A 19,399-nucleotide genomic window follows, 5' to 3' on the forward strand; every position below is an offset into this window, starting at 1 on the left:
AGGAGCTGAAGTTGCGTGACACGCATGGGCTCTATCGGGCTGCTCAGAATCCCGCTCCGAACGGTTGATCTCTTCGATTGGAGTAGAGCGACGCCGCCGCGTTCGTTCGACGGCACAAAACGCGTTCAGCATGCCGAGTGTGCCGCCCATCAGGACGGCAAGGAAAGTTGCCGCCGCAGGATCCCGATTGAGAGTGCGCGCCGACAACGATGCGGCTGAGGATCGCGGCCGAAGCAATTACTGCCGAGCGGCAGCGCCGAGCACAGGCGCGCGAACGGGTCATCGTCGACCGGCGCGCCGACGTCGTGAGGGGCGATGTACGGAACGTGTGAACGCCATCAGTTGGCGACGATGCTAGGGCCGATCGTGCCTGCGAGCGGACAGCCGCAGGTGCGAGCGCGGCGGGCGCTTCGACTGCAGCAATGGTCTGATCAGTGTTCAATGATGACCGCGCCTCGGGTTAAATAGGATCCCGGCGATATCGACCAGGAACCCAAGGAACAGATAGACCGAGCGGAAGATCATGACGCAGACCTGGATGAGCGGCATGTCGCGTGTCGGGACCGCTATCGATCAGACGGCGCGCAAGCCCTGGATACCCACAATCGACAGTTTGGGACCGCTCTTGCTCTAACACTTGGCCGCTGGTGGCCCAAGGTCTGGCTTCCTTCAGATGCGTGCGATACGGACCAGCGTTGGCCTCACGCGAAAGCGGCCAACGATTTGAAGGCGGATTGGCAGCCCACTGGGCGTTTGTGCCGAAGCCAGAGCGCTTCGTCCTCGACATGAGGGCTGCTGTACCTGGGGCGAACTCTCTGACGAAACTGTGAGCACTTCTCGAGCAGCAGCGCCACAACTGCAATTTTTTCTGCCACCGCGTGTTAAAAACCTGGTCCTCGTGGCCGCTTCCGCCCAAGGCCCGATTTTTTTTGCTCCTCGAACAGGTCACCGGACTATAAGCCGACGTCAGCGACCGGATGCAGATCTACTGGCGTCCGAGGAAAACCTGCTGGCAAATAGTCGTCCGTTAGCAAGTGGGAATTAGGGCGACAGGGTTGCGAAGGCGCGCCAAAGGAGGATCAGGATGGAGCGCTAGAGCTTCCAGCACCAGGCGAGGATGCGGCGGAAGTTTATAGCCGACAGCCGAGAGGATGACGCTAGCCACAGCGGCCTTTGAAATAGCAGGGGCCGAGTAGCCACGGGCCTTTAGCTGTCCGATGATGGTTTCGATAGCGCTGCGGCGACGCAGCTCGCGCTTGATGACACCGAAGATGCCGCTTCTGGCCAGAGATGAAGGTTCAGTGGGATTTCGTGCGTCGACCGCTCGATCGCGCAGTCGTTGAGTGTCTCGGTTCGGTCGATGAGCTCCCGCAAGGTGTGACCGTCGTACGGGTTATGGGGGCAGCGCCCTAACGTGCAGCACGAAACAGGACAGGACACGGTGGTTGTTGGTAATGATTGAGCCTTTGACTGCAAACTCACTCTTGGCGATGCGCCTCATCGACGGTGCAGACCTCGACCTCACTCTGGGGCGATGCCGACCGATGCCAGGTGCTCGTCACGGCGCGGATCGGGGCATCGACATGCATCGACCTCGGCATAGGTGATTGTCATCGGCGTCTCGCACCGTAGGTCTGCGCGAGCTTCGGCCCCAACACGGCGAGCGCCGCCTTGCAGTCGGCGACTTACATCGCCCGACCGCCGTGGAGGATGGTCTTCAGACCTGGCGCGGGGCAGCCGGCTCCCTCTGCCGCGACCGTCAGGCGCCACACAGCGCGGCGAAGAAAGAGATGCCGTTCGCGCTTTGCGGTCAGCTCAAGAATCTCGTCCGGCTCGAAGCAGCTGCTCACCCGAACAATCTGCGTGCCCATACCGAGCACATGGGCCCCCTTGTCGACGACCGAGCCTTGCGAAATCGGCCGGAATGCAGCAGTGCCTCGCCACGGGCGATCGGGTTAATCTCGGCGAGGTAGTTCAGCGCGCGCTGGCAAGCAGTTTTCGATGGCTCAGCACCGCACTTGGGCGGCTCCGACGCGAGCACTTGTGAACAGGCGTCCAAGGTTTAACCCTTCGCCGTTTGCTGGATCAACAACTTAGTTCGCCGATCGGCGTCGGAACTCCACGCTGATTTACAGGCGCTCAAGCAACGTCCGAAGCGATATGGCCGATTTCTGCCATGTCAGGGTGCCAAGCGGGCGCTTGAAAGTTCCACGCGTTGGCTGAACCAGCCAGCCAGCCGAAACGTACTGGCTGCGCAGACCTGTCGAATAGCGATGCTTCGTCATCCACTCGGGATCGACCAACCATGGGTGATACGCGGCAGGGTCAGCACGCTTGCCGAGCCGGTGAGCAAGCAACCCTTGTCAACCGTCTTCTGTATCGCCAGCAGCAGGTCCGGCGCACGCTGGATCTCCTCGATGATGGTGGCTCGGTCCAGGCCCGATCAAACCAGCCGGGTTGCACTCTGCGGCTCCAGGACCGTCTGATCGCCGAATGTAATATAGGTTCGGCTGGCCCGGCGCGGTCACGCAATCAGGATCACCGGGATATCCGAAAGGGCTTCTTCCGCCTAACGTTCTACGAACCGCTCAAACATGCGAACTCCGAATCCCGGTCGATCGGAACTATTGATATCGGCTGATTGGAAATCCATGAGAACGGCGATCTAGACCCACTCCGGCACTTCCGACAGTTCACGCAGAGCGAACGCGGCCAATCGAGGCCGGAAGGGAAGCGCGGCCAAAAACGCCGCATCGAAATCTTGGCTACATTTTCCAACCCAAATTTGCTCTGTTGAGAATTCTAGCACTTCCTGAAGACTGCGTCGTCTACATCGATCGAAACGACGACGTCGAGTTCGTGGAAGCGGACGGCCGAATATCGCTGGCTTCCTCAAGCGCAAAGCGCAGGGCGACCGTCTCTCGGATCTTTCGACTGATTCTGGAAATCGGTGCGTATCTGTTTGGCTCATTACAAGTCCACGGGAAAAGCTGGATCAACGCATACTTTCTGCTCGTTACTACCGCAGTTATTGCGACAGGCTCTTTCTTGGAGCAGTTCGCCGACACAGATGCCGATGGCGACGCGAGGGCTAAGGTGCGTCTCACGCACTGGCAGCCAGTCGGTCGAAAGAGATCGCCAAGGTGAAGGCTGACCTCGCGGACCTAAGCGCCGAGGAGGCTAGCGACTTCTATGCTCGCATCACCATCTTCCCGGATACACCGCGTATCGACGAGATTCGGCAACTCATCAAGCGGCGCCTGATCACGAGCTATCGCCAAATTTTGGTGAAGGCCGGGCCGGTCAGGCGGCGGCGGTTTTGGGCTGACGGCCGGTCGGCTTGGCGATGACCTCGATCCCGTTGTTGAATTCCACACCGAGAATGAGTTTTGGCAGCTGGTTGTGGCCATCGAGACGACGCCAATTTTTCTGGGCGGCCTCGACCAGTTTGAAGACCATCGCGAGCGCGGTCTTGTTGGATAGACAGCCCTTTGATCGGAGCGTGCGGTGGCGCACGGTGGCGAAGGTGCTTTCGATGGGTCGCAGGTGTTTCCAATGCTCGGCCGGGAAGTCGTAGAACGCCAGCAGCGTGTCCCGATCCTTGCGCAGGCAGTCGGCCGCCTTCTCGTATTTCAGCGTGTAGCTCTCGACGAAGGCGTCGAACACCAGCTCGGCTGTAGCCTTGGTTTCGGCCATCCAGATCTCCTGCAGCGCGCGTTTGGCTTCCGGTGCTGGCTCTTCGGCAGCTTGGCAAGTACGTTGGCGGTCTTGTGCACCCAGCAGCGCTGCTCGCGCGTTTTCGGCCAGACCTCACCGGCCGCCTTCCAGAACCCGAGTGCGCCATCGGCGATGACGACCTGCGGGGCCACGTCGAGCCCGCGCCGCTTCAGATCGAGCAGCAGATCGCGCCAATCGTGCGGGCTCTCCCGGGCACCATCGGTGAAGCCGACCAGTTCCTTGCGGCCTTCCGGCGTCGCGTCGATCAGCACGAGGATGCATTGCTTTTCGTCGTCAAGGCGAGCTTCGAGATGGATGCCATCAGCCCAGATGTAGACGAAACGCTTGGCCGACAGATCGCACTTCTGCCACGCGGCATGCTCGGCGAGCCAGCCGTCCTTCAAGCGGCCGATCGCGGAGGCCGACAACCCGGCAGCATGCTTGCCAAGCAGCACCGCCAGCGCCTCGGAAAAGTCGCCGGTCGAGATCCCCTTCAGATAAAGGACCGGCAGCAGCGTCTCGATCGACCTCGAGCGGCGCATGTAGGGCGGCAGGATCGACGGCGAGAACCGGATGCGGCCAGGATCGGCAGCGCCGGCCTTGCGATCGCGTACACGCGGCTGGCGGACGGCGACCGGACCGATACCGGTCGTCACCTCGCGCTCCGGCAGGTGGCCGTGGCGGACGACGCGATGGTGGCCGTCCGCGGTCTTCAAATCGGCATGCTGGCCGAGAAAGTCTGCAACCTCGGCTTCGACCGCCTTGGCGAGAAGGGCACGTGCCCCGTTGCTCAAGATTTCCGTGAGTTGATCGTCGAAGATTCCTGGCTGAATCAGTTGGATGCGTTATCGTTGAACACGGCATATCGCTCCTTCGGTGGAGAAGTGGAGGCGTCTAGCACCCCCACGATATGCCGCCTTCCCGATTCTCGCCGTCACCAACTTTGGGCGATAGCTCCCTGATCACCGTGAGGCGCCAGTCACGACAGAGCCTCTTCGAGCGGCTTGAGGGATGGTGGCTGAATCAAATTGTAGAGTTTCTGACCGGCCACGTACCGAGCCGATCAGGGTTCAGAAGGTGACGGATAGTCGCGCACCGCATCGACAGGATAGAGTGGGCGGCAGCCGACGTAACGCCATTTCAGCACGTGGTTCGGATCCCGCCGCCACTGCTCCAGCGCGCCGGGCGTGCGCCGGATAACCGCCGCGGCCTCTAATGCCGTCAAATTAGAGCTGCCCGGCAGCGTATTGATATCCAACGTCGCCGACGGCGGCATGCCACGGTTCTTGCGACGGCGCTTCGTGGTACGCGGAATTATCCGATTACTTGGACGGCCCTAATGCCTGGATCGGAGTCTTTTCGCCCTTGCCGCTCATGCCTCCGCCCCGAACGATAGTCGGTATGAGGCTATGAGATTGTAGGCTTCTCCGGCAAGAAACAAATATAGAGCGCAGGTATGACCGCTGGATAGCTGTGGCGTACAAATAAGACGGATCGCACCCCTCTGACGCCCTCCGACATCACGCGATGCAAGCGATCGGTGCGGATCACGAGATGGATCAAGCATCCCGCGGCGACATTCGAGTCAATAGTGTCGCCCAGCACCGTGGTCCGCATAGCGTGAATGACTTTGATTTTGTTCGATGTCCGTTATCAACTCATCCAGTGTCAATGAGCCGTCGGGCGATTTACGCGAACAGAACCAGTCCTCCACGGCATTATCGGCAATGCCCACAACCTCTGGCTTGGAGCCGCGACGATGTCGTTGGGTCCGCTCCGCCTCTTCCATTGGGTCATGCAGAAAGCCGCGCTGGAGCAAGCGCGGGACATAATGCTGGCGCTTACCAGCTATGGGGAGACCTATCCCAGGCCTAGGTTAGGTCCCGTGCCGTTGTTGCAACCCCTGCTGTCGCGTTTACGACGTATGTCGCAATTGCTTCGATAGCCGATGGTGCTGCAGTTGCATCGGCAGCTTGCCAGGCTGATCGGTGCTCCTCAAGGCTTGTCTTGGCAGGAGAGTTTGCGATCTCCGTCGCGTGGTACGGCATTTGCTAATCTCGTTCCAGTCGTCCCGGCTCCAGGAGAAACACATGGTCGATGTGCAAGACGTTGTGCTGTCCGCACGAGAAAAACAGTGCTTGCAGTGGGTAGAGGAGGGCAAATCATCCTGGGAAATAGGGGTGATATTGAGAGTCAGCGAGAACACCGTCAATTTTCATCTCAAGAACGCGATGCGAAAGCTGGAAGTGACCACCCGAATCCAGTGTGCTATCAAGGCGCGCCGCCTCGGGCTTCTTTGAACTATTGGAGTACTGCTGTTGTCAACTTGTGCCGACGGCGACTATAAACATCCGGTGATAGGACTACTCCATGAGATGGGATCCCATCTGCCGAGAGTAGCGGGCCGTTGTGAGCGCAGCGGTATAGCTAGTCGGCCGTGAGGGATCCTGATTTTCAGGCTGATCGTCCCGTGGTTTTGGCGAGAGTGCCGATGATTTGCCACAACAAACGCCTGAGCCAGCAGATCAGGCGGCGGAAGTTACAGCCGACCGCGGCGAGAACGGCGCTGATGGCGTCGCCTTGGCGATGCCAGAGTTGGTTGCGGCCGATGCGGTGCTCAGATTTGAAGTGGCCGATGACCGGCTCGACGGCGGAGCGCCGTCGCAGCTCGCGCTTGATCTGTGGCGTCACCCGCCGCTTCTGTCCTGAGACAACAACCTGAACTTGTAATCGGGCGGTTGCCGCGATGGCCCTTGTCGAGGAGAGCGCGCTCGATAGTGTTGCCGATCAGCGCTTCCATCTCTGGGATGCGGTTGCAAGTGTGTGGGCGTCATAGGGGTTGCCGGGTAGCGCCTTCACATGGGTCACGAACTGCCCGTCGCGGGCCTGCGCCAGCGTGGTGGCGACCGAGACTTTGACACCGAACTCTCATAAGGCCGGTGCGCCTTGCCCTTGCCGATCGCTCCACCTCCGGCGCGTGCAGCGAGTAGAGCTTTGGGCCACGCTGGTGCCGCTTCTGCTCAAGCACTTGTCGCGCCCGCGCCAGCATGCGCTCCAACACGACCACACCGAGCAAGTCGGCGTTGCCGCCGAGTTTGCGGCCAATGTCGCGGATGATGTGGCCGAGATAGGTCTTGAGTTTCTTCAAGGGCCTGTTGTCGCGCTTGAACTGTTTGGCGTGGGCGTAGCGCTGGTGCTTGATCAGCGCGAACTTGCCCACGCTGGCATAGGACTGGCGCAGCTCATCGGCATCACATTCTTGGGTTGCGCCGTCGTATCGTTCCCTGGTTGCGTCGCTCCCTCCGATGCAATCAGGGGATCTCGCCTTGCGATTCGACGGAATCCTCAAAGATGAAATTGCAAGCTTTCGTGCAGTCAAAGCCCGAAAGCTTGCAATCTCAAAGCCAATCTCGCTCGGGAAATCGATTCTTGATCAACCGCTTGGACGGTTCTCCATGAACGACTAACTAGACACCCAGCAAAGAAGGACCGCAGGGCGTCGCATCGCTCGTTATGGCTAGGCTTTCCTTGTGACTTGCATGTCGCAATCGCCCTGAAGGATTCTACTGGTCGCGACTTCGAAGGCGCTTACATAGCCGCGATCGTGCATCTCCGATTAACATCCCCCTTCATGTCTCCTCCTGCGGTTTCACTTTGGGAGCTCCAGCCGACTCTTCCTGCGAAATCAACAAACCTTCTCGCCCCTGTAGTTGGCCAAGGTTTGGAGCAACTGCGGCATATAATCCTTTTTCATAGCGTCCGGCACTTTCGGATCGGCTAGCCATGTCATTTCCCGCTCGATTACCTCGATCGCGCGTTGCTTGTCACCACTCTCGTAGTAATACTGAGCGAGCGCCCCATGAGAATAGAAGTTGAGGCCATCGCTGGGTTGCCCTGGATTGCGGATATGTTCCGACACATCCCTGCCGATCGCAAAGCGTTCCGCACGCGGAAGGTGGGCCATATCGTTCTCCGGACCAAAGAGTTGTTCCATCACGGCGATCAGCCGACGCACAGCATCTGACTGTTTCTCAAGCGCATCTCGAACCTGTTGGCGTAAGACCTGGAAGCCGTTCGCCGTGTCGCGCATTTTGTGAAGCAACAGATCCGCATGAATCTCGCGGAACAGGAGACTGTCCGGCACGGCGGCAATGCCCTTCTCGACCGCCGAGAGCGCTGCCGGCCACTCCTTCGCTTCCATTGCCGGTTGAATTGTCTCGAGGATTGGGAGTTCGCGCGCAAAGCGCTGAACTGCCGCGATCCGTTTCGCATCCGCAGCTTTAGCTTGATAGCTGCTGCGCCAAGTGCCGTCGATAATTTTCGGCAAGGCGGCGTCGATATCGATCGCTGGATGACCGATAGCGGCAATGTGGCCGTCGCGGTCGACGACGAACGATGTCGGAATCCCAACAGAAGAACTCGCATCCATCCAAAGCTTGTTCATTTCGCCTGTACTATCGAACCCGATTCGATAGTTCAGATTTGGGACTTTTTCAGTCAACCATGCGTCCAACTTGGTGCGGGCCTCATCCGGCGTTGGTGCTATTTCACGGGCTGCGACTCCGACGACCTCAAGCCCCTCGTCTTTGTATTTTGCTTGCAGCTTTATCAGATGAGGCATCGCCGCCACACATGGGCCGCACCAAGTTGCCCAAAATTCGACGATGTACAGTTTACCGGGCTGGAAGTTCGTGAGGGGCTCGCCACGAAGCCAGTTCTCGACCTTGAGCGAAGGAGCCGGGGAATCCATGCATAGCGCCATGATTGTTTCCACTGTTACGCGACCTTGTCGTCGCTTCGCCCGAATAGCAATCACCGTTCCAGCTGTCCACGCACGTTAAGCTACATGACAAAACTTTGAAGAACATCCACACGCCCAGTAGCATCCACTGTGTGTAACCTGACGTGGTTTGCGTCGGCGTCGGATTTCAGGCACGCATCGCGACCTTCGTGCCGCTGAGGATCGTCTTGCGAATGCGCATCAGCGAGCCGCGCTGCGCCACTAGGAGGCGCGCGAGAAGCCGGATGGTGCCCGCTGACCGACAAATTCCAACGTCAGCGCGACGACGAACTCGCCTCCCTTTAAGATCGGCCGGTCCGTTTGAGATGCGCCCTCTTTCCAAGCCATTCGCAAGCTGGAATCGAACGGCGGGGCCGCAGTAGTTGAATCCCCCGCCGATTTCACGTCGGTAAGGTCGGCAACTGCGATCTCGTTCGTCTGGCATGTCCCCGCATTTTGCGACGAAGTCGCTAAGATACGTAAGCTTGAAGAGCTAGCCGCCTGCTAATCCTTGTAGGGTCCCTAAAGGCAACCGGCCAGATTCATCACCCTAAATTCGGCACGTCCATGCTTGTGGCGATGGCGTTGCTGGCGAGCACGCTAGCGGGGCGCGCCACTCGATCGGTTGAGATCTTCAACCAGCAGTCATTCCGCTTGGCGGCCTAACCCGGCAGAAGCTCCACTTATCAACCCGGAGAATCTGTTCAGGCAACCGGGACCAGCTCTGGTTGCGCTGCTGATCGAGACCTTGCCATTCGGTGCGGCGTTAAACGATTTTGCTCCCAAAGGCGGGACTGCGATCAATCTATTCGTGCGCGATCTGCCGCGTTTTGTCGGTCGATATCGACCTGCGCCCGTCGCCGGCCGGCCGGTATCGCTGGCCGCGATCGGGCATGAAAAGAATGGCTGTCGCCATGGCAAGGCAATTCCGGGCGCTTGAGGTGAATGAGGAGGTGAACCGCGCGGAAAGCATCGTTGCCAAGATCCGTGCTTCCGAACGTCGAGGGAGGCTCTGATTTTACGGAGACACAAGTCGTCTCGTTTTCCGACCTCTACGCGGGAAAAATCGTCGTCACCCTTGACCGCAACATCCTCGCGATTTTTTGATACCCGCGATCTTCTGGCGAATGAGGGCATTATAGATTGCCCCATCCCCACAAGCGCACCAACACTGCCAAACACGAGTCGCCCGGAGCGATCGAGGCGAAATGAAGAGAGGACCCTCGCCGCGGAATGCTGAACACGACGCGCAGGAATGTTGTATCGATGGCAGCAGTCTGCACCAGCGTGCTCATCTTATGAAGCGGCCGATAATCAGGATTTGCACGCCGGCCTGTGACGCCGCGCGCAGCCGATCGCGCAACGCCGGTCCCTTGGTCGGACAATTTGGTGGCGGCACGAGCTCAAAACGGCAGTCCGCCGTGACATCGTCCCCCAGCCCGGTCATGAAAGCCCGCAATCGCTTTTCTTGAACGGCCAGATACGTGTCGATCCTGGTGAGTGATCAACCAAATAACGGCGGATCACAGCTACGGCCGGGGACTCTCGTGAGCGGAGCGTGTGGCCGAGACAGTGATCGCTAGCGGAAATCTGCGCCTGTCAGCACAAAGAGCCAATCACCACTGAATCCGTTGGGCCGGCTTCTCGGCGCTATCGCCGCGGTTTCGTTGATGTCAGCTCTGTTCGGATCGAGTGCACCGAACGGCGACTTCGATGGAAGTGTGCGTCATAGAGAGGACGGCGAGCGCTCCGGGTCCGTGATCCAGTCATCCTCACTCGATGTGACGTTATCAGCCCATCGGCAAACCTTCCTCCGCGGGTCCGGGCGCGGTCACTCTCCCGGCTCTGCATCGACAAATCCGGCCACAGCGTGGCCGCTCAGACAATGGCAGCGGCCGGGCAGGCGATCATCTTGCCGAAACAGGCAATTTCCTGTGGCCTGCGCCACGTGCGCATTCTGTCAGAATACAAGCGCGCTTCATGTCTGAAACGCGCCTCCGACTCTCTCGGAAAGCCACGTTGCGCAAAGAAAGACGCGAGCGCGCTCCTTCTACAGTGCTGGCCCAAATCCTGCAACGGCTCTCCGCGCCAGAAAGTTTAGCGGCGGCAACAGGATGGGAGTCGTGTTTGGGCCTCGATCTGTCAATCGACAATGCGGTTGCCGCACCGGAGGTCGCCTGTTTGCACCCCGCTGGGACAACGGAAGACGCCACCGCTTGCCGCCCCCTCGCGCGGCATCGGTCATGTCATCGAAAAGCTGTTTGCAGAAGAGCGCCGGCGCATCCTTATTTGCACGGGGCAACCCTTTGGTGGCGGGCGATGTCCGTCGGATTCGGAGACAGACAACCATGTCCACGTCGATCTAGGCAGTCGTCGGACGGTGCCGCACGCAACTGCCGAGGTCGCGGAACGGCTTGCTGGCGCACAGCTACACGCATTGATCCACAATGCCGGCATTTCGCCATAGACACCGGACCGTACCCGACAGACGTCGTTGACGGCGTTAGTCGAAGCCTGGACGAGGCTGTTCCGCCTCAATCTGCTCGGCCTGATCCTGCTCCCGCAAGACCTCTTCCCGAATCTGAAGGCGGCCTCGGCATCGGTCGTCGACATGACTTGATCGGCGCCTTGCCGCGCGCACCGTTTTCCAGCACCGCCAATGCCTCTCGCGTCAAGGCTGACGGTTGCTTCCTCAATCTGAAGCGAGGCGTGAATAGATGATCGATGAACTTGATCTGCGAACCTTCAAGCCGCATCCGCAACGCGCCGCCGTGCTCGGCGAAGTGCACGCGCGCCCTTTCACGCAGCTTGTTTCGCCATTCAGCGTGATCCACTTCGCTGTTCTTGCGCAAGGCGAGGCGGCCGCAAGCGATCGCTGCCGATTTATCGATTTCTGCCTGGAGCGCAATCTTCCGCCGCCTGAGCAATTGGCGAAACATCATCAGATTGTCATCGGGCCCGCTATGCTACGTTGGGAGCAGCATTCGGAATTTACAACATTCACCTGGATCTGGACTAACGGAAATGGTCCTGCCGCTCACCCATTCGAGAAGGTTGATGATACCGTCCGATCGCTGATCCGCGCGTTGCGGCAGACGGGTCAATTGCTGGTCGCGATCAGGTTAGAAGTGGAGCAAGGCGCCTCGCCGACCAAGCGCGCCGAACAGATTTTTGACAAGAATAGCCTGGCCATGGTTGCCACAAAGAGCGGTGCAGGCGTTGCCGCCTCAGACTTCCACGTGGACGAAAACGGCTTCACGAAAATCCTCGTCTGCGACCTCGGATTGACGTCGCACGATCTCGGAGCGCTGGTGCAACGGCTCCTGGAAATCGAGACCTACCGTCCGTTGGCGCTGCTTGGCCTGTCAGCGGCCCTCGAGCTTGCACCGTCTGTTGATCGCATCGACCGCCGTCTTGTTGAAGCTCTCGAAAAAATGCAAAGCGGTGAGGGGCTGCAATTCAACAACCATCTGCTTGCCGAGCTGACCGCGTTGGCCGCCTCCTTCGAAAGAGGCGCGACCGGTAGCCTGTTTCGCTTCGGCGCCAGCAGGGCCTATAACGAGCTGGTCCAATCGCGACTATCCATCATTGAAGGTACTGATGTGTCGGGCTATCCGAGCTGGTCGTCGTTTCTGGCGCGCCGCATGGCGCCGGCGATGCGAACCTGCGTGACCGTGGAGGATCGCCAGGCAGCTCTGTCGGTGAAGCTAGCGCGTGCCGCCGATCTGTTGCGAACCCGTGTCGACGTCGAGATCGAACAACAGAATCATGACCTGTTGCAGGCTATAAACGAACGCACGAGGCAGCAACTTCGGCTGCAATGCACGGTCGAAGGATTGTCGGTCGGGGCGATTGGATATTACGTGGTCAGTCTGTTTAACTATCTTGCCGAGGGCGCGCACGATATCGGACTGCGAGTAAAGCCCTCGCTCCTAACCGCAGTCTTCGTGCCGATCGCGGTCGGCGTGATCTGGTTGGTGATTTACAAGATCCGAAAGCGACACTTCAAGCACGACGAGGCGCCCTCGGTATCTCGTAACTAATGCCCCTTGGGGAATCAGTGCGTCCGTCCTACGAAGTTCGTATAGTCGTGGTGCGACGCTGCCGCCAGAGCCCCGACGGGTTAGCCCGTAATTGCGCTTTAATTGATCGGGATAGCGGGACGTCTCGCGACGCGACCCTTCCCACACTACCTGGCATACACGGGTCCGTACCGCGGCGGTTCGACTGAATTAAGCTGGCCGAGAAACCAATATTCGGAGAGACCGCGAGCGTCAAAGAAGTGGTTGCGCAGGGCGTGCTGGACCGCCGGTGCCCGGACATTCGCCAGAGCCCCGCCGGCGAACCGGCGGCAATCGATGCGGGAACTTCGCGATGCCGAGGCGGCGAAGCTCCATGAATCGCTTGTGCCGGTTCTGCCATTGTCGCTGCGATGACTGCGAACATAGATGTTGCAGTTCCCTGCATAGCAGGGAGAACCGATGGCCTCGACGTGTCAACTCCTTGTCGAGATCGTCGAGCACGAAATTACCGAGGACGGGCGAGAGCGGCCCACCCTGAGCGGTTCTTCCACCGGTCTGATCAGACCGTCCTCCAGTACGCCGGCGTTCAGGATTGCCCGGATGAGGAGCACAAAATCGCCCTCTCCGTCTGCTGAAATTGCGGCGACACCATGCGATGTATCGCGCCCGGCTCCTGAGCAAGGTCATGCCCCGCCCGGACCAGCCGGGCGAGGCATTGTGGATCGGGTCAGTCGCCGTTGCGACGGCGGGGCGGGACCCGATCAGGCTGAAGCCATCACCTTCCTCGTCGACGAAGAGGTTGGCGAAAATCGGAGCGGTGCAGCTCGGATCGTCGAGCTTGAGACCCAGATAATCGCGACCCTCGTTGGAGCGCTTGGACCAGGCGGCCCCGATCACACGGCCGACATAGACCCGGTGGCTGGGGCGTTGTCGCCCGAGCGGCTGTTTCGGGGACGACCCGGACATTCCTGGCTTGAAGCGAGAGGGTGACGATTTCGCCGTTGACGGGGCACAACATACCCGCCGGCATTGATCCACTCCTGGGGACAGTAAGCGAGCGAGCTAGCATCGAGATCTAGGACCGTTGCGTCTTATCGCCTCGCGCGTGCCAGTCGGCCGGCCTCATTCCGTCTCTCCGATCGGATCACGACGCATTGCGTCGAACACGGCTGTGTCGTTCTTCGGAGCAATCTCCTAAGGTGCTGAAATCAGGCTGTGCGAAATGAGTTTAGATTGCCGCTCGTGCTCTCGGCGAGAAGTGGCAATCGTTTTGCAGTTGCTCACTGACCCCTATGATCGGCTGGACCGTCTTCCTTGTCGCTCCGCGAGCGGACGCCAGCACCTTCGCATCGCCGCAAGTCCGCGCATCCAGTCGCCCCCATTCCTCGCATACGCAAAGGATCACTTGATCGTCTCGGGATGGATCAGCTCGACCACTCCGCTTCGGCTCTCGTCCGCAGTCCGTTCCTGTTTTTGGAAACAAGTTGCCCTTCTTCGGAAAGTCTTTTCCCGACGTTCTGGCTTGACGAAACGGGATTGGGGCCGTGTGCTGCCATTTGGGCGAGCAAGCTTTGGCTTCATTCCACGGCGCATCCACACGTCGCGTTCCTCGGCAGCCGTTAGAACCAGCGGCATCGCGTGGATCGGCTCGACCACACCGTTTGCGCGCGGTGGTCAGCAAGCTTTAAAGCTGGCGGGCTCGTCGGACTGGATGATCCGCACCCCAAAAGGATTGCTGCACTATCTTGGACTAGAACTACTCGGGAACCTTCCTAGGGTCTGTTTGGATTCATCTTGAATTTATCACGGCGGCGGTGAGATTGATCATTGCTTCGAAGCTGATGTCAGTTTTGTCGGCTCGCATGGCGATCCGCTTGAATTCCTTGAGCTTGCAGAAGAAGTTTTCGATCAGATGTCGCCATTTGTAGATTTCGGCGTCGATGGCGAGAGGTTTTGCGCGCCGCGGGTGCTGAGAGATGACGATCTTGGCGCCGCGTGCGTCGAGGTCGGCGATGATGGCGTTGCTGTCGAAGGCCTTGTCTGCAATCAGCGCATCGAAGGTCAGCCCTTCGATCAGTGGCGGGACGCCGACCGTGTCAAAGCGCTGTCCTGGCAGCAGCACGAAGCGCACGAGATTGCCGAGCGCGTCGGTCAGTGCCAGGATTTTGGTGGTCATTCCGCCTTTTGAGCGGCCGATGGCCTGGTTTTGCGTCCCCCTTTTGCGCCCTGTCCGTGGCGGTGGACCTTGACGATGGTGGCATCGACCATGGCGTACCCATGTCCGGCTCGTCTGAGACCGCATCAAACATGCGCTTCCAGACGCCCGCCTTCGCCCAGTCGCGAAAGCGCGTGTACACGGTTATCCAGTTGCCGAAGGCGCGCGGCAGATCGCGCCACGGACTGCCCGTGCGGGCAATCCACAGCACGGCTTCGACAAACAGCCGGTTGTTATTGCCGCTCCGGCCGGGATCACCCGGCTTGCCAAGACAAAGCGGCTCCATCTTCGCCCATTGGGCGTCAGTCAAAACGAATCGGTCCATCCCAAGCTTGAATCATAACCAAGCCAGAATGAGAATCCTGAATCCAAACAGACCCTAGTGAACGTAGCTGTTCCGAAATTTGCATTCCCTGGGCCAAGGGCCCTGACGCTTATCTGATAGCGATGGCTGCCTTACGAGGGCTCCGGGCCGGGGGGTTGTACGTTTGTAGCGTGCCGCAGGGAGCACTGGTTTGACGATGTCGCAACAGAAGCCAATGACCTGATTACATTGGGGCGCTGGAAGGAAACGCGTAAACGAGGCAGCAGATTCATCGAAGCCTTTCCATAGCGAGCTGCAGCGACTTCGGAATGCGCGGCGCCTTTCCGGCTGAGTCGAACGCCACGCGTACCCGCGCCGCGACGAAGGAGATCGTCGCCGCGCCTGCATTCCTGCAGCAAGGCAATCGACGCGCCCCTCACCTCTTGCGGAACTGTGACGAGTCAAGAAGGTCCAAGACCGCCGGTGGTACAAAATCGATTGTCATGGAGCTCACAACGAAGGCAAAGCCGGGCGCATCATTCTTGGTTTCTTTAAGTAGCGCTCGCTGATTCGTTCCGAGCAGGCGCAAGTAGTTCGTTCTGCCGCGTTCCATGAAGCGCAAGACATTTGCGTGATAAACAATCTGCCCGGAGTCGGATCATCGAAATAGACCCGAACCTGCATATGATGGCGGCCGTCGCGAATTTCGCCATCAAGAGAGGGCTGTCACTGTGCGGTTCCCTTACTGCCCTTTCGGCACCCATTGTCTCGCACAGAGGCCGAGATCAGCGCCGTCGACCATGACGCGCACGCCCTGCCCGGCTTCCTCATCCATACCGATAATCGGCGGTTTGAGGCCGGCGGCCGGCACTATTGCGGCGGCCACCGGATGATGGCTCGATAGCGCCAGGCGTCCGGCGAGCGCAAATACGCCAGCGGGAATATCGGCTGCATTCGTCACGTCGAGATCCGGCGGCGTGAGCGTGCCGATCTTGTTCAAGATGAGATGATCGACTTCAGTGAGGCGCTCGATCACGTCGCCCGAATTGAGCAGCACTCTGGACACGAATATCGTGCCGAGGCCACTGCCTGCACGAGGAGCACGGTCGCATGCACCACTGGCGCGTAGAGCCGCGCCGGTGATCAGGCTCTGGTCGGTCTCAGAGCGCCCGTCGATCACGGTGCCGTCGACGGAGCAGCGCTCGCCGGGCGGCCGCAAGAGCACGATGTCGCTGGATCGCCGCCGGCACCTGCGAGATCTCAACGGGCCCGACGAATTTGGCTACTGTCTCCGCTTTCAGCACGGCGAGATTGCCGCGACCGCGCGCCTCCGCCGCCGCATGTTCTGCTCCAAGACGCGGCCGACCAGCAGCAAGGTAAGCAGCATGATCCCGCCTCGAAAGAAGCGTGCGGCATGATGAATGGTGTCCACCACGGACATGCCGAGCGCCAGGATAACCAGGATCGCAAGCGCCAGCGCCTGCACAATCTCGGCGTCTGATCGCTTTCACCCGGCCGACGTTTCTCCTCCGCGACTTGGCCGTCGAACGTCTTTCGGCCGGCCTTTTTGTCCCAATCAAAGCCACGGGCCCCGTTTCCGGCCAAGAGGATCAGAGCTGCCAAAACGGGGCGCCAACTGCTGCGGGCGGAGTTGAGGCCCAAAACGAGCAACGGATTGCGCCAGCGCAACGTGCCTCCTCAGCGAAGTCGTTAGACCATCCGGCAGTTGAAGGAGAAACAGATGAGATCGGATCTGGCGCAATCGTACGGTCACGAGAGGCTTCCCCGCTACACAAGCTATCCGACCGCGCCGCACTTTTCGCCAGCGATCGGCGAACCTGATTACCGGATGTGGCTCGGATCCCTGCCGCCCCGCCAGCCGGCCTCGATCTATGTGCACGTTCCGTTCTGCCGGTCTATGTGCTGGTACTGCGGTTGCCACACCTCGGTCACCAAGAAAGACAACCCCATCGCAGTCTATACATCCGGTCTGCGAGCGGAGGCGCACCTAATCGCGGAAACTATCGGCCACCGCCTTCCTATCTCGCACATAAATTTCGGCGGCGGCACGCCGACGATCATGACGCCCGAAACCTTCGCCGATCTCATCGGCGCGCTCCGCTTCTCGTATTTCGTGTTGCCCGATGCCGAAATCGCCGTGGAGATCGATCCGCGTACCCTGACCGAGCCGATCGCGGCGGGTTTGGGCTACAGCGGAGTCAATCGCGCGAGCCTGGGGGTACAGAGCTTCGATCCTGTTGTGCAGCGCGCAATCAACCGCGTGCAGACATTCGAGCAGACCGCCACGTGCGTTGAGCGCCTGCGGCGAGCCGGCGTGGGCCGGCTCAACTTCAATCTTATCTGCGGTCTGCCGCTTCAGACCATGCAATCGTGCCTAGACACGGTCGCCAAATGCATCGAACTCCGGCCGGATCGCTTGTGGGTGTTCGGTTACGTGCATATGCCCTCCTTCAAGAAGCATCAGCGCAAGATCGACGAACACGCCCTCCCCCAAACAGTCGAGCGCCATCTTCAGTCGGAATTGATTGCAGAAGCCCTGGTCGACGCGGGCTACGTGCGCATTGGTTTCGACCACTTCGCCCTCCCCCGCGACAATCTTGCCACGGCGAAGCGCGAAGGGCGGCTGCGTCGGAACTTCCAGGGTTACACCGACGACACCCCCGAAACGATCATCGGGCTAGGGGCAAGCGCCATCGGCAGGATGCCGCAAGGATTTGCACAGAATGTCGTGGTAACCCGTGATTACCTGGCGCGCATCGCCGAGGACCGGCCCGCCACCCTCAAGGGGTATGCCTTCACGGGTGACGATCGCTTCCGAGCCGATCTGATCGAGCGACTGATGTGTGACATGGCCCTCGACCTGTCGAAGATCGCTCGATCGCATGGCCGTGATCCGAAGTCGGCCGTTGTCGATCGCTCGCGGCTCGATCGCCTCATTGCAGACGGCGCAGTGACGATGGACGGCGGCGAGCGACTGTTCGTCAGGAAAGGCGCCGAGTTTCTCGTCAGGACCGTAGCGTCCGCATTCGATGCTCATCTGGCGCGGCCAGTGGCGACTCATAACCGCACAGTATGAGGCTCCTGGAGCGCCCACACTAAAGCGTGATCAGATTAGGTTAGATTGCCGCTGTTGCGACGGTTGTTGAGCAAGCTGCGAAGTCGATCGGCTACCGTCGGTCGCGACTAACCGGTCCAGTTTCTTGCGCGTCTCGGAACGATCACGGAGCCTGGCGGATATGTCCTTCCGTCTCACGACCTCTATTGGGGCCGCGTACGCGGCGTAGGCTTCCTTCAAGAAGACAAGATCGAGGAGGCGAATTTGCGGCTCGATACCCGCAAAAGCTACCATCTCGCCTTCGAGTCGGGCGTCGTGTCCCCTTTCGCACTTGCGGATACCGCATAGCAAACAACATGGTCCCAGCCGGCGATTTCGAAACCGATCGAGAGATACAGATCAAGGATCGTCCGTTCGATGCCCGCTTGGAGAACCAACTCAACCAGGAGCAGCTGTCCATACGCTATCGCTGACTTGTCCCAACTTTCATCCAGTTCTGAGTTCACCTCGGGCGCTCCATGAACCGGCAGGCAAAAGACTGGGTGTCGATACCAGCCGCCACCAGGGGCAGCAGCTCCGTCAGGTCATCCATCGCAATGCAACTTGACCGATGCATCGTCAGCGGCATCATTCACAAGCTGCAATCGGGTGCACGATGGCGTGATTGTCCACTTGAATACGGCCCTGACACGACGACTACAATCGCTTCAATCGCTGGGCCAAGCGAGGACGATGGTGCGCAATCTTCGAAGCGCTGGCCAAGCCTGGCGAAGACGGCTTCGTGCTGTCGCTCGACTAGACCAAGATTAATACTCACCGGTGTGCCTCCGGCGGAAAAGGGGGAGCACAATCAAGCAATCGGCCGCTCGCGCGGAGGCCGTACGACAACAATCCGTGCGCTGAGCGATCCGCTCTGCCGGCCGGTCGTCCTGCATCTGACTCCAGGCCAGGATGCCGATATCGCTGCGGCTCCCGATCTCGTGGCACTCGCGCTACCCATGAGCGCGCTCCTCGCCGACAAAGGGTATGACGGCGACAAGCTTCGCGGCGAAATCATTCGGCGCGTCGCCAAGCCCGTAATCCCCAATAAATCCAACCGTGTCGTCATCCATCGCTTCAACAAACGCGCCTACAAAGGCCGAAATGTCATCGAACGCTGCTTTTGCAGGCTCAAGGACTTCCGGCGCATCGCCACGCGATATGACAAGCTCGCCCGTAATTTTTTGGCCGCTGTTCATCTCGCTGCTCTCGTCGCATATTGGCTCAATTGAGTCTGGACCCTAGC

The 19,399-nt window shown here is 59.7% G+C and carries 9 protein-coding genes and 9 pseudogenes; 6 read left to right on the forward strand and 12 right to left on the reverse strand.

What is annotated here, in order from left to right; translation table 11 throughout:
* Positions 1 to 1,107: 1,107 nt before the first annotated feature.
* The 5 genes and pseudogenes from ABIB91_RS21385 to ABIB91_RS21405 all read right to left on the reverse strand — a co-directional run.
* Positions 1,108 to 1,528: pseudogene (locus ABIB91_RS21385) on the reverse strand (IS5/IS1182 family transposase); the annotation flags it as partial.
* Between the two features lie 601 nt (positions 1,529 to 2,129).
* A complete protein-coding gene (locus ABIB91_RS21390; protein ID WP_354253283.1) occupies positions 2,130 to 2,357 on the reverse strand; it encodes an AbiEi antitoxin N-terminal domain-containing protein in 228 nt (75 codons plus the stop codon).
* A pseudogene (locus ABIB91_RS21395) lies at positions 2,312 to 2,548 on the reverse strand (ATP-binding protein); the annotation flags it as partial. The gene ABIB91_RS21390 and the pseudogene ABIB91_RS21395, both read right to left, overlap by 46 nt.
* 755 nt (positions 2,549 to 3,303) lie before the next feature.
* Positions 3,304 to 4,559, reverse strand: a pseudogene (locus tag ABIB91_RS21400) (IS256 family transposase).
* Between the two features lie 221 nt (positions 4,560 to 4,780).
* The gene (locus tag ABIB91_RS21405; RefSeq protein ID WP_354165678.1) at positions 4,781 to 4,993 is read right to left on the reverse strand and encodes a hypothetical protein; all 213 of its coding nucleotides are present in this window, start codon (positions 4,991 to 4,993) and stop codon (positions 4,781 to 4,783) included.
* Positions 4,994 to 5,807: 814 nt separating this feature from the next.
* On the opposite strand from ABIB91_RS21405, the gene ABIB91_RS21410 reads away from it, so the two are divergent.
* Positions 5,808 to 6,017, forward strand: coding sequence for a helix-turn-helix domain-containing protein (locus ABIB91_RS21410; RefSeq protein WP_279686281.1), 210 nt, complete (start codon positions 5,808 to 5,810; stop codon positions 6,015 to 6,017).
* A gap of 154 nt (positions 6,018 to 6,171) precedes the next feature.
* On the opposite strand, the pseudogene ABIB91_RS21415 reads toward ABIB91_RS21410, so the two are convergent.
* Together ABIB91_RS21415 and ABIB91_RS21420 are read right to left on the reverse strand one after the other, a co-directional pair.
* Positions 6,172 to 6,958, reverse strand: a pseudogene (locus tag ABIB91_RS21415) (transposase family protein); the annotation flags it as partial.
* 444 nt (positions 6,959 to 7,402) lie between these two features.
* Positions 7,403 to 8,479 carry a TlpA disulfide reductase family protein gene (locus tag ABIB91_RS21420; protein WP_354165674.1) on the reverse strand — a complete coding sequence of 359 codons (1,077 nt, stop codon included), beginning with the start codon at positions 8,477 to 8,479 and terminating at the stop codon, positions 7,403 to 7,405.
* A 718-nt stretch (positions 8,480 to 9,197) separates the two neighbouring features.
* On the opposite strand from ABIB91_RS21420, the pseudogene ABIB91_RS41725 reads away from it, so the two are divergent.
* The 3 genes and pseudogenes from ABIB91_RS41725 to ABIB91_RS21435 all read left to right on the forward strand — a co-directional run.
* Positions 9,198 to 9,635: pseudogene (locus ABIB91_RS41725) on the forward strand (nucleotidyl transferase AbiEii/AbiGii toxin family protein); the annotation flags it as partial.
* Between the two features lie 1,356 nt (positions 9,636 to 10,991).
* Positions 10,992 to 11,117 carry a hypothetical protein gene (locus tag ABIB91_RS21430; protein ID WP_354165671.1) on the forward strand — a complete coding sequence of 42 codons (126 nt, stop codon included), beginning with the start codon at positions 10,992 to 10,994 and terminating at the stop codon, positions 11,115 to 11,117.
* 97 nt (positions 11,118 to 11,214) lie between these two features.
* Positions 11,215 to 12,540, forward strand: a complete 1,326-nt coding sequence (locus ABIB91_RS21435) for a DUF3422 family protein (RefSeq protein WP_354165668.1) — start codon at positions 11,215 to 11,217, stop codon at positions 12,538 to 12,540.
* A gap of 231 nt (positions 12,541 to 12,771) precedes the next feature.
* Here ABIB91_RS21435 and ABIB91_RS41730 read toward each other — a convergent pair whose 3' ends face one another.
* The 4 genes and pseudogenes from ABIB91_RS41730 to ABIB91_RS21455 form a co-directional block, all read right to left on the reverse strand.
* Positions 12,772 to 13,485 (reverse strand): DUF736 domain-containing protein, encoded by a 714-nt coding sequence (locus ABIB91_RS41730; protein ID WP_502917004.1) that lies wholly within the window; start codon positions 13,483 to 13,485, stop codon positions 12,772 to 12,774.
* An 823-nt stretch (positions 13,486 to 14,308) separates the two neighbouring features.
* Positions 14,309 to 15,059, reverse strand: a pseudogene (locus tag ABIB91_RS21445) (IS5 family transposase).
* Positions 15,060 to 15,327: 268 nt separating this feature from the next.
* Positions 15,328 to 15,722 (reverse strand): annotated as a pseudogene (locus ABIB91_RS21450) (hotdog domain-containing protein).
* A gap of 91 nt (positions 15,723 to 15,813) precedes the next feature.
* Positions 15,814 to 16,509 (reverse strand): annotated as a pseudogene (locus tag ABIB91_RS21455) (P-type ATPase actuator domain-containing protein); the annotation flags it as partial.
* A gap of 270 nt (positions 16,510 to 16,779) precedes the next feature.
* On the opposite strand from ABIB91_RS21455, the gene hemN reads away from it, so the two are divergent.
* Positions 16,780 to 18,135, forward strand: coding sequence for an oxygen-independent coproporphyrinogen III oxidase (gene hemN / locus ABIB91_RS21460; protein WP_354165665.1), 1,356 nt, complete (start codon positions 16,780 to 16,782; stop codon positions 18,133 to 18,135).
* A gap of 266 nt (positions 18,136 to 18,401) precedes the next feature.
* On the opposite strand, the gene ABIB91_RS21465 is transcribed toward hemN, so the two are convergent.
* Positions 18,402 to 18,620 (reverse strand): hypothetical protein, encoded by a 219-nt coding sequence (locus ABIB91_RS21465; RefSeq protein ID WP_354165662.1) that lies wholly within the window; start codon positions 18,618 to 18,620, stop codon positions 18,402 to 18,404.
* Positions 18,621 to 18,632: 12 nt separating this feature from the next.
* Between ABIB91_RS21465 and ABIB91_RS21470 the strand changes: the two are divergent.
* Positions 18,633 to 19,385: pseudogene (locus ABIB91_RS21470) on the forward strand (IS5 family transposase).
* Positions 19,386 to 19,399: the final 14 nt, after the last annotated feature.

This window comes from Bradyrhizobium sp. JR4.3 (genome assembly GCF_040547695.1).
In the GTDB taxonomy this organism is placed as follows: Bacteria; Pseudomonadota; Alphaproteobacteria; order Rhizobiales; family Xanthobacteraceae; genus Bradyrhizobium; species Bradyrhizobium canariense.

Coding starts and splice junctions, on each gene's coding strand:
- ABIB91_RS21405 (WP_354165678.1), bottom strand. CDS start 4,993: ATGCCGCCGTCGGCGACGTTGGATATCAATACGCTGCCGGGCAGCTCT.
- ABIB91_RS21410 (WP_279686281.1), top strand. CDS start 5,808: ATGGTCGATGTGCAAGACGTTGTGCTGTCCGCACGAGAAAAACAGTGC.
- ABIB91_RS21420 (WP_354165674.1), bottom strand. CDS start 8,479: ATGGCGCTATGCATGGATTCCCCGGCTCCTTCGCTCAAGGTCGAGAAC.
- ABIB91_RS21435 (WP_354165668.1), top strand. CDS start 11,215: ATGATCGATGAACTTGATCTGCGAACCTTCAAGCCGCATCCGCAACGC.
- ABIB91_RS41730 (WP_502917004.1), bottom strand. CDS start 13,485: ATGTCCGGGTCGTCCCCGAAACAGCCGCTCGGGCGACAACGCCCCAGC.
- hemN (WP_354165665.1), top strand. CDS start 16,780: ATGAGATCGGATCTGGCGCAATCGTACGGTCACGAGAGGCTTCCCCGC.